Origin of the sequence: Sinomonas terricola, from assembly GCF_034931225.1 — a bacterium.
GTDB classification, from domain to species: domain Bacteria; phylum Actinomycetota; class Actinomycetes; order Actinomycetales; family Micrococcaceae; genus Sinomonas; species Sinomonas terricola.
This window is the reverse complement of the sequence record NZ_JAYGGQ010000025.1, coordinates 14,200-28,808: the sequence shown is the minus strand read 5'-3', so window position 1 is coordinate 28,808 and position 14,609 is coordinate 14,200. Positions and strand designations below refer to the sequence as shown.

Genomic DNA, 14,609 nt, shown 5'->3' with positions numbered 1-14,609 from the left:
CAACTGCTCAGCACGCCCATCCGCGTCCGAGGCCCCCACGAACGGACATTGGGGGCCGAACACCCAGCATCGACTACCACACACCCCTGGAGAGACCACGCCATGACAGAGAACCCCGGACCAGTGCGCGTCAGCTCAACCCGCATCGGCCCTCCCGCGGGGCCGTACTCGCCCGGGATCCGGGTCGGGGACCTCCTCTTCGTCTCCGGACAGGGACCCTTCGGCCCCGACGGGCAGCGCAAGGGGGAGACCTTCGAGGACCAGGCCCACGCCGTGTTCGACAACATCGCGGCCATCGCCGAGGAGGCCGGAACCAGCCTGGACCACACCGTGCGCATCTGCGGGTACCTGGACGACCTCGACGACTTCGCAGCCTGGAACGAGGTGTGCGCTGCCCGGCTGAGCGAGCCCTACCCGGTGCGCACCACCGTCCCGGTCCCGCTCCCCGGATTCGCCGTCGAAATCGACGCGATCCTCTGGGTTCCCGCACGATCTGCACGGGACACCCCCGCCCAGGGCCTCGGGAACGGGGAAGCAGAATGAACTCGGAGACTTGGCGGTCCCGCGCCGAAGCCGTGATCCCCGGAGGAGTCTCCTCCAACGTCAGGCTCAGCGCGCCCCGCACCTGCTTCACCCGCGGATCCGGGGCACGCCTGTTCGACGTCGACGGCCGCGAGTACGTCGACTACCTGCTCGGCCAAGGCCCGGCCTTCCTGGGCCACGGCCACCCCGAAGTCACCGCGGCCGTCGCCGAGGCCACCTCCAGGGGCATGGTCTTCGGCGCCCAGCACACCCTGGAGATCGAAGCCGCCGAGGCACTCGTCGAAGCCATCGGATGGGCCGAGCAGGTACGCTTCGGCGTCTCCGGAACCGAGTCCGACCAGGGAGCCCTCAGGCTCGCCCGCGCAGCCACGGGGCGACGCCGCGTCCTCCGGTTCAGCGGCACCTACCACGGATGGCTCGACAATGTCCTGATCGACTTCCAGGCCGGGCCCACCTCCCCCGCATCGGAGGGCCAATCCGAGGCAAGCCTGTCAGAGTGGATCGTGGTGCCCTTCAACGACCGGACAGCGGTCGAGAACGCCTTCGCCGAGCACGGCGAACACATCGCCGCCGTCATCGTCGAACCCGTCATGTGCAACAACGGCGTCATCCGCGCCGCCCCCGGATTCCTCGAGCTCCTGCGTTCCCTCTGCACGAGGAACGGGAGCCTGCTGATCTTCGACGAGGTCATCACCGGATTCCGACTCGCCAGAGGCGGCGCCGCCGAGTTCTTCGGCGTGACGCCGGACCTGGCGGTCTACGGCAAGGCCGTAGCCGGGGGATGGCCCGTGTCGGCGATGGCCGGAAGCAAAGAGCTCATGGACCTCATCGCCTCCGGCAGAGTGAACCACTCGGGCACCTTCAACGCATCCACCATGGCCGCAGCGGCAGTCCTGGCCACCCAGAAAGTCCTCAGGGAACAGCCCCCGTACGACGGGATCGCAGCCCACAGCGCCACCCTCACCACTGGACTCGCCGAGATCGCCGAACGCCACGGCCTCCCGCTGGCCATCCAAGGAGTGAACGCCGCATTCCACCTCGGAATCCCCAAGGACCCCGCCAGCGCCAGCCCCGCCACCTGCTACGAGGAGCTCGCAGGGCTCGACCTCGCCCGGTACGCGCGCCTGTCCCACCGGTTCGCCGAGGAGGGCCTGTGGGTCGCCGGCCGCGGCGTTTGGTACATCTCGGCGGCACACAATGCCTCCGACGCGGAGAAGGCACTCGAGGCCTTCGAGGCGGTCGTTTCGAAGGACGCAGCATGAGCAGACCGCGCATCGCCGTGGCCGGAATGTGGCACGAGACCAACATCTACGGCCCGCACGCAGCCACCCTGGACCGCTTCGACGAATACGAGCTCCTCGAAGGCGACGACATCATCGGACGCCACCGCGGAGTCAAGACCGTCATCGGAGGGTTCCTCGACGGAATCCACAGGATGGAGGCCGAAGCCGTTCCAACGCTCTCCGCGGGAGCATGGCCCGGAGGGCCCGCTCCCCGCCACGTCATGAATGCGCTCCTCGACCGCCTCCGCCAATGGCTCGCCCTGGCCATGCAGGAAGGCCCGCTTGCCGGAGTGCTCCTGAACCTGCACGGCGCCATGACCGCCGAGGGATTCCCCGACGTCGAGGCTGAGACTGTGCGAGCGGCCCGCAGCATCGTCGGCCCGGAGACACCCGTCGGCGCCGTCCTGGACCTGCACGCCAACCCGACGCCCGCCTTCGTCGAGCAATGCAACGTGGTGATCTGCTACGACACCTACCCGCACGTGGACATGTGGGACCGGGGCCTGGAGGTCGCGACCCTCATCGGCGAGGCCGTGCAGGGGAGACGGCTGCGCACTGCCATCCGCAGAACCCCCCTGCTGACGGTTCCCCCATCCCAGGGGACCGCGGACGAGCCCATGAAGGGCATCCGGCTCCGCGCGGACCAGAAAGCAAGCATGGGCACCGAGCGGGTCAGCATCTGCGCCGGATTCGCCTACACCCTGCCCGAGCGCATCGGCCTATCCGCTCTGGTGGTCCACGACGAGGACCGGACATCGGTCGCCGAGCACCTCGCCGAAGCCGTCGTCGCCGACATCGACGCGTGCGCCGAACAGTTCAAGGTCACACGGCCCACCGTTGCCGAGGCCGTCGCCGAAGCACTGGCCGAGGATGCCACCACCCCCGTCATCCTCGCCGACCTCGCGGACAACATCGGCGGAGGATCGGCCGGCGACGGCACCGCACTCCTGGCAGCGCTGCTGGACCGCGGAGCCCGAGGGGCGCTGGCCATCATCGCCGACCCCGAAGTGGCCGCCCTCGCGCACGCGTCAGGGGAGGACACCACCATCACCTGCAGGCTCGGCGGGAAATCTGACAGCCTGCACGGGGCCCCGATCGAGGTCACCGCGCGAGTGGCCAGGACGACCCCGGGCGTCTACACGGCCTCGGGCTCCTACATGACCGGCCAGACCTTCCGCATGGGTCCCACCGCGGTGCTCGAGATCGGCGACGGAGCGGCCACCGTGCTGGTGAACACCCGACCCACGCCGCCATTCCACCGCGAGCAGTTCACCCACGCCGGCGTCGACCCCTCCCAGGCCAGCGTCATCGTAGCCAAGGGTGCCCTCGCCTGGCGATCGGCCTACGGCGAAGACGCAGGAACCGTGATCGAAGTGGACACCCCCGGCGCCTGCGCCCTGGACGTCGAGGCCCTCCGAAAAGCGGCCTCAGAACCGAGGCCGTGACCATGCCGAACACGCCGGCAGCCCCCGCAGCCCTCCGACGGAACCCAGGAGCACCAGCTTCCGTCGCAGTCCTCGGCGCGGGCCTCATGGGCCATGGGATCGCCCAGGTCTTCGCAGCAGCCGGCTCCGAAGTGCGCATCTGGGACCCCGACGGCGACACCCTCGCCTCCGTGCACCGCCGAATCGACGCGAACCTCGAGAAGATCGCAGGGTGGCAGCACGCGCCGACCTCCCAAGCCAGCACCGGGGACCGAGTCAGTCTGAGCGGTTCCCTGGAGGCGGCCGTATCCGGAGTCGAGGTCATCTTCGAAGCCTCCCCGGAGAACCTCGGGCTCAAGAGGAACGTTGTCGCCCAGATCGACCGGTGCAACCCGGAGGCGGTACTTGCCACGAACACCTCGGTGCTGAGAATCGGCGACATCGCGGCGGGAAGCCCCCACAGTGTACGCGTCGTCGGCGCACACTGGTGGAACCCGCCCTACCTGATTCCTGTCGTCGAAGTCGTTCCCAGCGAGCACACCTCCGATGCCGTCACCGACGCCGTCATCGCCTGGCTGGAGGGAGCAGGGAAGCTCCCTGTCACTGTGAGGAAGGACGTCCCGGGCTTCATCGGCAACCGCCTCCAGTTCGCCCTTTGGCGCGAGGCGCTCAACCTCGTCGAGGAAGGCGTCTGCGACGCCGGGTCCGTTGACCTGGTGGCCAGGAACACCTTCGGCCTGCGCCTTGCTGCCATGGGACCAATCGAGAATGCCGACTTCATCGGTCTCGACCTCGTCCGGGCGATCATGGACTACGTCCTGCCCAGCCTGTCCGCGGCCAGCTCCCCCCCGGAGATCCTCACCACCGCAGTCGACGGAGGCCGCCTCGGCGCCAAGGCAGGCCAAGGGCTCCTGGACTGGGAACAGGGGGACCGGGAACGGGCCCACACGCGGCTCCTCCACGGAATCCTGAACGCGCTGGGCGGCGAACGCCTGCCATGATCGCCGCCCGCTGCAAGCCCCGACCGGAAGAGACCATGATCGTCCCTCCCGACCGGCGCAAACCCGCCCGGACAGCGCTACAGTCGCCCGAAGGCGGCACCACACATCCCGCCAGGGCGTGTGGGCCTCGCGTAGGAAGGACCAATGGCCTTGACCGAAGCCGGACAGCTCCGGAATGCCGGGAAGCCGATCGTGCACCACGGGACTGACACGGCTGGCCCCAACCGGCCGGAAGAGCCAGGGAAGGTGTGCCTCGTCACCGGTGGCGGAGGACCGCACGTGGGCTGGGGCATCTGCGAAGCCCTCGCACAGCACGGCTACCACGTCGTGGTCGCCGATCGCTCCCTCCGTGCAGCAGAGGGAACTGTGGCGCGACTGGCCGGTCTCGGCCACCACCAGGCAACCGCAGTCGCCGTTGATGTGGCGAACACGGAATCGGTCGAATCCTGCGTCGGAGGCGTCCTTGCCCGCCTGGGAAGGATCGACGGGCTTGTGAACTCCGCGGGAGTCGGACTTGATTCGCCCCTGACGGAGACAACCCCGGAGCAGTTCGACCGGCTCATGCACGTGAACGTCCGCGGAGCCCTCTGGTGCGCCCGCGCCGTAGCCCCCGCCATGGCGGAGGCCGGAGGCGGGAGCATCGTCAACATCGGATCAGTCCACGCGCGCAATGCCGCCCCGGGCTACGGACTCTACGCCGCGACGAAGGCGGCCCTTGTGGCGATGAGCCGGGCCCTGGCCACCGAACTCGGTCCCGACCGCATCCGATGCAACGTCGTCCATCCCGGGGCTGTCCGGCAGGAAGGCGACCTGGACCCTGTGACGGGTGACCCCGAAGTTCGGAGCCGGCACCTCGCCTTCGCCGACACCCGCCAGATACTCCACTGCCCGGTGCGCCCGATCGACGTCGGAAACGCTGTAGCCTTCCTCGTCTCCGACTCCAGCCGCATGGTCACCGGCACCGAGCTGATGGTCGACGGCGGCACGACTGCCCTTCTGCACGACCTGAACCCGACCCACGACTGAGCCGAAGGCCGAAGCCCGACCCAGGCGGCTCGCCGGCCACCCAGAACCAGGAGCAGACCATGAGCATCAGAACCATCTTCTACGACAGCTCCCACCAGGAACCTCGGGCAGTGGACGTGATCCTGCCGGAGACTGCGACGGGACTGCCAGCTGTCTGCCTCGTCCACGGCGGCGGGTGGTACGCAGGCAGCCGCGACGCCTTCCACGAAGTCATGGAGTGGTTCGCAGCCAGAGGCTACCCCTGTGCAAGCGTCGGATACCGCACCGACGAAGAATCCACCATGGCCGAGAAGATGGCAGACGCCGCCACCGGATACCTCCGCTTCGCCGAACTGCTCGGCGAACGCGGCGAACGGGCACCAGTCCTCATGGGCAGCTCCGCGGGAGCGCATCTGGCGACCATGCTGGCCGAGACCGGCCCTGCACCATGGGCACCGGAACTGGCCAGCCCATGGCGTATACCCTCCGGGTGCATCCCGATCAACGGTCCCGGCACTCTGCTGGAGTGGGAGGGAATCCCAGCGCAAATCAAGGAATCTGTGCAGAAGCTCTGCCGGACCACCTACGAAATGCACCCCGACGCCTTCCGCAGCATCTCTCCCGAGCACCACGTCACCGGAGATCTGCCTCCCTTCCTGATCCTGCTCGCCGAGGACGAGAAGGTGTTCCCGCACTCCTACGTCCACGCCTGGGCGCAGAAGCTGCGCAAGTCGGGAACACAGGCAGAAGTGCGGCTCATCCCGGGCACGGAGCACGGCTTCCTCTACTCCACCCAAGGCGCGCCACAGCGTGAAGCTCTCGCAGCCATCGAACGATTCCTGAGCACACTCGCATCCAAACCCCAGGCATCAGACCCAGAACAGCCTGCACACGCCTAGCCGCAGGCCAGCCAACTCCGACAGACACAGCTCCCAAAGGGGCACCCCGGCTACCCCGGAAAGGCCGGGTCCAAGGCCCGGACGGAAGCCCAGCCGCGCGTCGCAGACCAATCCGAGGACCGGCGGCGCCCGGCCCCCTCGGCCAGAAAGCCGAATCCACCCCGGCCTTACCGAGACGGGCAACTGAAAGGAACAGACGATGAAACTGATGCGCATCGGCAATCCCGGGCACGAGCGACCCGTGGTCCGCATCGACGACGATCGCTACGTCGACGTGAGCGACCTCGTGAAGGACTTCGACGAGCAGTTCTTCGCCTCGGGCGTAGCCAGCATTCGACAGACGGTAGAGCAGAGGATCGTCGCCGGGGAATGGTCCCGATTCGCGGGGGAGCGGATCGGCGCTCCGATCGCGCGACCCCACCAGATTCTCTGCGTCGGTCTCAACTACTCCGACCACGCAGCCGAGACCAAGCAGGACATCCCCAAGGAACCCATCCTCTTCACCAAGTCACCCAACACGCTCGTCGGCCCGTACGACGACGTCCTGATCCCCCGACGATCCCGGAAGACCGACTGGGAGGTCGAGCTCGGCATCGTCATAGGCAAGCGCACCTCCTATCTGTCATCCTCCGACGAAGCGCGAGCATCCATCGCCGGCTACGTGATCAGCAACGACGTGAGCGAGCGCGAATTCCAGCTCGAAGGAACCGGCCAGTGGTCCAAAGGGAAGTCGGCCGAGACCTTCAACCCCTGCGGACCATGGCTCGTCACGGCCGACGAACTGGAGGATGTGCTGGCGCTCGAGCTCTGGCTCGATGTGAACGGGATGAGGCGACAGTCCGGGTCGACCTCCCAGATGATCTTCGACCCCCTGTTCCTGGTCCAGTACCTCAGCCAGTTCATGGTCCTCGAGCCCGGCGACCTCATCAACACCGGCACGCCCCCGGGAGTCGGAATGGGCTTCAAACCGCCCGTATACCTCGCCCCCGGAGACACGATGACTCTCGGCATCGATGGGCTTGGCCACCAGCGCCAGCTCGTACGCTCGGCGGCCGAGCCAGGATCCCCGGCGCGGCCGGTCAAATGAGCGACCGCCGGCCGACGCTTCCGCCGCATCCGCCACACCCCCTGAGCGCCTAGGACGCATACCATGCCAGCCATCGACCTGCCCTTGCCCGAGCTGCGCGCGTATCGCGGCAGCAGCCCACTCCCCGCCGACCTCACCTCGTTCTGGGACGCGACCATTGCCGAGGCGCAAGAGTACCCGCTCGACGCGCGCTTCGAGCGAGTCGAGACCCACCTGCCCCTCATCGAGACGTACGACGTGACGTTTGCCGGCTACGGCGGCGACTCCATCAAGGCGTGGCTGCACCTGCCGGCCGCTCGGGTGGTGGAGGCCCGGGGGCCGCTGCCCGCCGTCGTGCACTACATCGGCTACTCGGGCGGACGCGGGCTCGCTCACCAGAACACGCTGTGGGCGCAGGCGGGCTACGCGATGCTCATCATGGACTCGCGCGGTCAGGGCTACGGCGGCCAGCTCGGGGAGACCCCGGACCCGCACCCGAGCGCGGGCGGGGTGAACTACCCGGGCCTCATGACCCGCGGCATCCTGAGCCGCGAGACGTATTACTACCGGCGCATCTTCACCGACGCGGTCCGCGCGATCGAGGCCGTCCAGGCCCATCCTGACGTCGACCACACGCGGGTCGCCGTCCACGGCCACTCTCAAGGCGGCGGGCTCGCGGTCGCCGCGGCGGGCCTCGCGGCGGGAAGGGTCGACGGCGTCATCGCCTGCCTCCCGGACGTCAACTTCCTCGCGGACTACTCGCGCGCGCTCGACGTCGCGACGACCGGCCCGTACTCCGAGCTCGAGCGGTACCTCGTGCGCCACCGCGACCACGTCGAGGCGGCGTTCGCGACACTGCCGTACTTCGACGTGGTCAATCTCGGCCGCTACGCGCGGGTGCCCGCGTACTTCTCGGTCGCGCTGCGGGACACGACCTGCCCGCCGTCGACCGTCTACGCCACGTACAACGAATACGGCACGGCCGTAGACGCAGCCGCCCCAGCGCCCGTCGAGAAGTCGATCGAGGAGTACGCCTTCAACAACCACGACGGCGGGGGAGAGCACCACGTCGCGCGGCAGCTCGCCTGGCTGCGCAGGCTGCTCGCCTGAAAGTGGAGCGACCCCCTTCGGCATCTGGGGCTACGCGTGAGGTTCGACCCCAACTTCGGGCTGGCCGGGTGGTACGACGAGAACCGACGCCCCGTGGACGTGGACTACTGCCGGCCTGGCTGGACAAGATGGTCGCCGAGGGGAGGGGCCGGAGCATCCCATGGTGCGGCACGGCCCCGGACCCGATGACGTTCTACTCGGAGCGCCGCAATCCCGGCTACCACAGGCACCCGGACGAGTGGCCGGAGGCGGCGTGAGCGAGGTCCGGTTCAAGGGCAAGTGGCAGCCGGACGCCTACAAGTTCGCCCGCGGCCTGGGCTTCTACTTCGTGTGCTTCTCGCGCGGCAGCCACAACATCATGCGCCACCCCAACGGGGGGCAGATCACTATCGCGGGGTCGCCCAGCGATCGCCGGGCAGGCGACGCCTCCCGGAAGCTGGCCCTGCGCGTAGCAGAAGGGAGGCAGGGTTGATCCCCTGTCACATCGTCGACGTCGACGGCACGCTCGCCGACGTCAGCCCGTTCCTCCACCACCCCAGCGTCGTCGCCATGTGGCGGGCGCTGGGGATCCCGACGGTGCACATCCCCGGCTGGGTCGAGGAGGAGACCGCGTGAGCTTCGAGCTGGGAGACCGCGTCCGCAAGGTCCGGGGCTCGTCGTGGCAGGGGCGCGTGGTCGGGTACTACTCGACTGCCCTCACGCCTCGCGGGGTGTGCGTCGAGAGCGAGCGCGAGCCGGGGAGCGTGCAGATCTACCCGGAGGCGGCGCTTGAGCCTGTCGAGGAGGCCGATGTCCGGTGAGCGAGCCGCTGACGGTCTCGGGGCTGCCGAAGGCGCTGGCGACTGAAGAACGTCCTCGCGGCGATGAACGAGCCGCGCGAGACCGACCGACGTGGTCGACGACTTGCACAAGCTCGCCATGGCCATCCAGAGCACCTCAACGGCGCGCGACGCGCGCGTGCACCTCGTGACATTGCCGTCCCGGGCCGCCGCTACTGGCCGCGCCTTTTTCCGACCGCTGCCGCAAGCTCGCTTCGATAAGAACTGGCATCAGCAGGGCCGTCCCATGGCACTGAGCGCACTCGACATGTTCTCCGTGGGCATCGGCCCGTCGTCCTCGCACACGGTCGAGCCGATGCGCGCCGCCGCCAGCTTCACGGACGACCTGCGCGCGGAGGGGCTTCTGGGCGCCGTCGAACGCGCTAAGGCGGAGCTGTTCGGATCTCTCGGCGCGACCGGGCACGGGCACGGCTCGGACAAGGCGGTCATCCTGGGCCTGCAGGGGGAGCGGCCCGAGACCGTGGACACCGACGACGCGCGGGTCGCTCAGGCGGGCGCCGACGGCAAGCTCCTTCTCGCGGGGAGCGGCGCATCGCGTTCACCCGGGCGGACGACGTGGTGATGCACCGGCGGCGTTCGCTGCCGGCCCACCCCAACGGGATGGTCTTCAGGGCGTTCGACGGCGCGGGGAGCCTCCTGCGCGAGGCGACGTTCTACTCGGTGGGCGGTGGCTTCGTCAGTCGACGAGGACGCCGTGGGCGCTGACGGCATCGTCGAGGATGCGACGCCGCTGCCGTACCCGTTCACCACCGCGGCGCAGCTCCTCGAGCACTGCAGCCGCGGCCTCGTCTGCCTCGGCTGCATCCACGCCCAGCCCAAGAAATCCGCGGCGCCCGTCTTCCGGAGGATGATCGCCTCCCACACCCGCGCCCTAGCCAGAGCACGCGACAACGGAGAGCCCGCCGGGCAGCTCGCCTCACAAGCCCTCGAAGCAGTCGTCTGATGGTAAGAAGAGTCCTGCCTTTTAAGTTCTCGCCAGCGGTTCGGCCTGCTTTGCCTTGGGATCTCCGGAGTGGATGTTCAGCGTATGCCGGTGGGCGGCCGGGATAATAAGCCTCATGTCTGCTGAGCTCAGGATCGTCGCCCTTGTCTTTCCGAACGTCACACAGCTCGACCTGACGGGACCTGTGCAATTCCTTTCACGTGTTCCCGGAGCAGCCGTGGATCTGGTATGGCACTCGACGGATCCGGTGCCCACGGATTCAGGATTCTCCATCGTGCCAACAGCATCGTTCGCTGAGGCTCCTCAGGCAGATGTCCTCATGGTCCCCGGAGGCCAAGGCGCGTTCGACATCCTTGACGATCAAGTGGCGATCGACTTCGTAAAGCATCAGGCCGCTGGGGCTCGCTATGTCACCAGCGTTTGCACGGGCGCTTTCGTTCTGGGCGCCGCGGGGCTACTGTCGGGGCGCCGGGCAACTACCCACTGGGCATCGCATTCGATGCTGAGTCTCATGGGGGCCGATCCAGAGGAAGCACGAGTCGTTCGTGACGGGAACCTGATTACTGGCGGTGGCGTCACTAGCGGGATCGACTTCGCCCTCACCCTCGCAGCAGAGCTTGCGGGAGCCGATATTGCCCGGAAGATCCAGCTCTCCATGGAATACGACCCGCAACCTCCCTTTGATGCCGGTTCACCCACTAGGCCGGAGGCCGACCAGGAACTAGTGGCTTCTCTCAAGGCGAATTACCGAGCCATCAGGGAAGGACTCGTCCAGGCGGCTGCCGAGTCTCGTTAGGACACTACGAAGCAGAAGCCTGCACCCAACGGCGAGACTCTTAAGACAAGAGCTCGGATACATGGAGCTCCACCGCCGAGGCGCCGAGGTCCTCTTCTTTTACGTGCGATCCCGTGGGCGGGCTCGTGCAGATCCCGTGCATTGAGCGCAACGCAATCGCGAGCAACAAGGCGATCAACGCGCCCGCATTGCGCTCGGGGACGGCAGCCACAAGGTCTCGCTCGACAAGGCGATCAAGACGATGCGGGAGACCGGCGCGGACATGAAGGTCAAGTACAAGGAGACATCGCGCGGCGGCCTCGCGGTCAACGTCATCGAATGCTGAGGGGAGTCGAAGCGCTCAGATAAGCATGTGACCAGCCTGGGCAGCGCACGCGCGCCGCGACCTGATCGACGAATGAGTGCCCTTGCAACTACATCTGACCTAGGACCGATGTAGCCGGTATCCTTGTAGCCTGTTGGTGTCGTGACGACCGTGATCGAGGTGTGCACTGTGACTTTCTGTCCACTGAGCGGGGGAATTCTGACCCGCGCTGCCGAGGCCTGCTCCCGACGACTGATCGGGCCCCTCAAGGGGTTTCCCGCGGAATCTCACCGATGAGAATGCATCCGAAGACCACCTCTGCGAAACCCGCGACCGGCGAAGCCCAGGACAAGCTCACATCCAGCCGCCTGGCCGACAGGCTCGCCAAGGCCCACGATGCGTCCCACTACCTGCTCGTGCCCGAAGAGGTCTCCGCACCGCGCACCGTGGACGACGTCAGGACCATCCTGAGCCGCGCCCGGGCAACAGGCAGGCCTGTCACCTTCCGCTCAGCGGGGACCAGCCTCTCTGGGCAGGGCCTGACGCACAGCACCCTCGTCGACACACGCTCAGCATTCAAGAAGGTCGAGGTCGGCCCTGGAGGCCTCACCGTTCGCGCGCAGCCGGGCGCAACGGTCCGAGCCGTGAACGCGCGTCTCGCAGGATACGGAAGGAAGCTCGGCCCCGACCCCGCAAGCGAGGTCGCCTGCACGATCGGAGGGGTCATCGCCAACAACTCCAGCGGCATGGCATGCGGCACCGAACGGAACACGTACCGGACCCTCAGGTCGATGAGATTCGTCCTTCCCAGCGGGACCGCTCTCGACACCCAGGATCCCGACGCAGACGAACAGCTGCGCAACGCCGAACCCGACCTCGCAGCCGGCCTGATCGAAATGCGTCAGCAGGTCCTTGCCGACCCAGCCCTCGAATCTGAGATCCGGCGCCAATACTCCATGAAGAACACTATGGGCTACGGGCTCAACTCTTTCTTGGACTTCTCCCGGCCGATCGACATCCTCACCCACCTGATCATCGGAAGCGAGGGCACCCTCGCGTTCGTGGCCGAGGCAACCTTCGAAACTGTCGAGGTCCTTCCCCACACCGCCACGGGGCTGATGGTCTTCACCACGCTCGAATCCGCCACCGAAGCGCTGCCAGCTCTGGCCAAGCGGGGCTTCACGACCATCGAGCTGATGGACGCCCGCTCCCTGAGAGTCGCGCAGGGTCTCAAGGACGGGCTCGACGAACTGGATGGGCTCGAGGTTGACCAGCACGCAGCCTTCCTCGTTGAGCTCCAAGCGGCAACCGCTCCAGAGCTCCAGACCGTACTCGCGGCGAACACCGACCTCGCGCAGCGCTACGGGCTGGCGCTGCCGCTGGACTTCCACACCGACCGCAAGAAGCGCGAAGCCCTGTGGCACATCCGCAAAGGGCTCTACACCGCCGTCGCCGGTGCGCGGCCCACGGGAACATCTGCCCTGCTGGAAGACATCGCGGTACCCGTCGACCGGCTCTACCAGACCTGCAAGGACCTCACCGGCATCCTGGAGGCCCACGGCTACGAAGACTCCGTCATCTTCGGGCACGCCAAGGACGGCAACATCCACTTCATGATCAACGAAAGATTCGACGATCCAGCCTCCCTAGGCCGTTACAGGGAATTCACCGAGGAGATGGTCGCCCTTGTCCTCGAAGCGGGAGGATCGCTGAAGGCCGAACACGGCACAGGCCGCATCATGGCCCCGTTCGTGCGCCGCCAATTCGGCGAGGAGCTGTACGAGATCATGAAGCGGGTCAAGGAGCTGTGCGACCCGCAGGGAATCCTCAACCCGGGCGTGGTCCTCTCCGACAGCCCGGACTCCTACCTGAACCATCTGAAGACATCGCCCACCGTCGACCCCGAGGTCGACCGCTGCGTCGAATGCGGCTACTGCGAGCCTGCCTGTCCGAGCCGGGACCTAACGCTCACCCCCAGACAGAGAATCGTCATGCGCCGCGAAATGCAGTCCGCCCGCGAAAGCGGCGACACCCACACGCTCCGAGAACTGGAAGCCGACTTTGAATACGACGGCATCCAGACCTGTGCAGTCGACGGCATGTGCTCCGTCGCCTGCCCCGTCGACATCAATACAGGCGACCTGATCCGACGGCTGCGCGCCGAGAAATCGAAACCAGCAGAGCAACGCGGCTGGGAGCTAGCCTCACACGGCTGGGGAGCCATCACCCGAGCCGGATCAACTGCGCTCTCAGCCGCCCAAGCCATGCCCGCTCTGGCCACCGCGTCAACGCGGATGCTTCGCACCGTCGCCGGGCCAGAGCGCATCCCGCTCTACTCGAAGGAGCTCCCCAAAGGCGGGGCACCCCGCGCGGCTCTGGACCCAGGACACTCCGCAGGCCCCGACGCTGTCTTCTTTCCGGCGTGCGTCGGAGCAATGTTCGGACCCGACGGCGCCAGCATCGGCTCGTCCGCCGCGTTCGTCGCGCTCTGCGAGCGTGCCGGGTTCCGCATCGCTATCCCCGAGCGGATCGACTCCCTGTGCTGCGGAACCCCCTGGAAGTCGAAGGGGCACCTGGACGGGTACCGCATGATGGCTGAGAAGACAGCCGACGCGCTGCTGCGGGCCAGCGACAACGGCCGGCTCCCGATCATGGTCGACGCCTCCTCCTGCACCGAAGGGCTCGTCGAACTCGCACAGCACTCGACGGCGGCCTCGCAGCTGCGCTTCGTCGATGCCGTCGAATTCACAGCCGACATGGTCCTGCCCCGGCTCAGCAGGACACGGTCCATTTCGTCGATCGCCGTGCACCGGACCTGCTCCTCGACACGTCTGGGAATCAACGACAAGGTGTCCCGCATCGCCGAGTTCCTCTCCGACGACGTCCACGATCCCATCGACTGGTCGTGCTGCGCGTTCGCCGGAGATCGCGGCATGCTCCATCCGGAGCTCACGGCCTCTGCCACCGCAGCAGAAGCCGCTGAACTGGCCACAAGGGACTTCGAAAGGTACGTTTCGGTCAACCGCACGTGCGAGCTCGGGATGGCCCGGGCGACGGGCGAAGCATACGAGCACCTCCTAGAAGTGCTCGAGGAAGCGACCCGGCCCGTGCCTGTTCCCCGGTCGCGCGAGTGACGAGGACGGGCGCGCGTCTCCCACTGGCGGGCGCCCGTCCTCGTGCAGCACAGGGTAACAACTGCGAAGCGCTGGAGCCCGCCACAATCGCGAATTGCTCTTCACGCAGAGCCCGTACCATCGGTTCGCCATCCCAGTTGCCCTGCCCGTTCTCGTCGCCGGGGTGGCCGTCAGCCTCGAGGCACTTGATTGTCAGCAACAGCCTCCCTAAAACGCCGGCTAGAGCCAACCCCCGACAGAAGGCCAACGGATGTGTACTGGG

12 protein-coding genes and 3 pseudogenes are annotated in these 14,609 nt (G+C 67.3%); all 15 read left to right on the top strand.

The window, feature by feature from the left end:
* Nucleotides 1–102 precede the first annotated feature (102 nt).
* The 15 genes and pseudogenes from SPF06_RS21370 to SPF06_RS21300 all read left to right on the top strand — a co-directional run bounded on the left by SPF06_RS21370 (nucleotide 103) and on the right by SPF06_RS21300 (nucleotide 14,347).
* Nucleotides 103–543 (top strand): RidA family protein, encoded by a 441-nt coding sequence (locus SPF06_RS21370; RefSeq protein ID WP_323281183.1) that lies wholly within the window; start codon nucleotides 103–105, stop codon nucleotides 541–543.
* Nucleotides 540–1,805 carry an aspartate aminotransferase family protein gene (locus SPF06_RS21365; protein ID WP_323281182.1) on the top strand — a complete coding sequence of 422 codons (1,266 nt, stop codon included), beginning with the start codon at nucleotides 540–542 and terminating at the stop codon, nucleotides 1,803–1,805. The genes SPF06_RS21370 and SPF06_RS21365 overlap by 4 nt, the downstream gene beginning before the upstream one ends.
* Nucleotides 1,802–3,271: a M81 family metallopeptidase gene (locus SPF06_RS21360; protein ID WP_323281181.1), complete on the top strand. Its 1,470-nt coding sequence runs from the start codon at nucleotides 1,802–1,804 to the stop codon at nucleotides 3,269–3,271. Before SPF06_RS21365 ends, SPF06_RS21360 begins: the two co-directional genes overlap by 4 nt.
* Before the next feature lie 2 nt (nucleotides 3,272–3,273).
* Complete coding sequence (locus tag SPF06_RS21355; RefSeq protein WP_323281180.1) at nucleotides 3,274–4,251, top strand: 3-hydroxyacyl-CoA dehydrogenase family protein; 978 nt, start codon at nucleotides 3,274–3,276, stop codon at nucleotides 4,249–4,251.
* 144 nt (nucleotides 4,252–4,395) lie between these two features.
* Nucleotides 4,396–5,277 carry an SDR family NAD(P)-dependent oxidoreductase gene (locus SPF06_RS21350; RefSeq protein ID WP_323281179.1) on the top strand — a complete coding sequence of 294 codons (882 nt, stop codon included), beginning with the start codon at nucleotides 4,396–4,398 and terminating at the stop codon, nucleotides 5,275–5,277.
* A gap of 110 nt (nucleotides 5,278–5,387) precedes the next feature.
* Complete coding sequence (locus SPF06_RS21345; RefSeq protein ID WP_323281178.1) at nucleotides 5,388–6,155, top strand: alpha/beta hydrolase; 768 nt, start codon at nucleotides 5,388–5,390, stop codon at nucleotides 6,153–6,155.
* Nucleotides 6,156–6,354: 199 nt separating this feature from the next.
* Nucleotides 6,355–7,242 carry a fumarylacetoacetate hydrolase family protein gene (locus SPF06_RS21340; RefSeq protein ID WP_323281177.1) on the top strand — a complete coding sequence of 296 codons (888 nt, stop codon included), beginning with the start codon at nucleotides 6,355–6,357 and terminating at the stop codon, nucleotides 7,240–7,242.
* A 63-nt stretch (nucleotides 7,243–7,305) separates the two neighbouring features.
* Nucleotides 7,306–8,331, top strand: a complete 1,026-nt coding sequence (locus tag SPF06_RS21335; RefSeq protein WP_323281176.1) for an acetylxylan esterase — start codon at nucleotides 7,306–7,308, stop codon at nucleotides 8,329–8,331.
* 253 nt (nucleotides 8,332–8,584) lie between these two features.
* The gene (locus SPF06_RS21330; protein WP_323281175.1) at nucleotides 8,585–8,803 is read left to right on the top strand and encodes a type II toxin-antitoxin system HicA family toxin; all 219 of its coding nucleotides are present in this window, start codon (nucleotides 8,585–8,587) and stop codon (nucleotides 8,801–8,803) included.
* Nucleotides 8,800–8,946: a hypothetical protein gene (locus tag SPF06_RS21325; protein WP_323281174.1), complete on the top strand. Its 147-nt coding sequence runs from the start codon at nucleotides 8,800–8,802 to the stop codon at nucleotides 8,944–8,946. Before SPF06_RS21330 ends, SPF06_RS21325 begins: the two co-directional genes overlap by 4 nt.
* A pseudogene (locus tag SPF06_RS21320) lies at nucleotides 8,946–9,131 on the top strand (hypothetical protein); the annotation flags it as partial. The gene SPF06_RS21325 and the pseudogene SPF06_RS21320, both read left to right, overlap by 1 nt.
* 265 nt (nucleotides 9,132–9,396) lie before the next feature.
* A pseudogene (locus SPF06_RS21315) lies at nucleotides 9,397–9,951 on the top strand (serine dehydratase beta chain); the annotation flags it as partial.
* Between the two features lie 277 nt (nucleotides 9,952–10,228).
* Nucleotides 10,229–10,909 carry a DJ-1/PfpI family protein gene (locus SPF06_RS21310; protein ID WP_323281172.1) on the top strand — a complete coding sequence of 227 codons (681 nt, stop codon included), beginning with the start codon at nucleotides 10,229–10,231 and terminating at the stop codon, nucleotides 10,907–10,909.
* A 101-nt stretch (nucleotides 10,910–11,010) separates the two neighbouring features.
* Nucleotides 11,011–11,234, top strand: a pseudogene (locus SPF06_RS21305) (L-serine ammonia-lyase, iron-sulfur-dependent, subunit alpha); the annotation flags it as partial.
* Between the two features lie 272 nt (nucleotides 11,235–11,506).
* A complete protein-coding gene (locus SPF06_RS21300; RefSeq protein ID WP_323281171.1) occupies nucleotides 11,507–14,347 on the top strand; it encodes an FAD-binding and (Fe-S)-binding domain-containing protein in 2,841 nt (946 codons plus the stop codon).
* Nucleotides 14,348–14,609 lie beyond the last annotated feature (262 nt).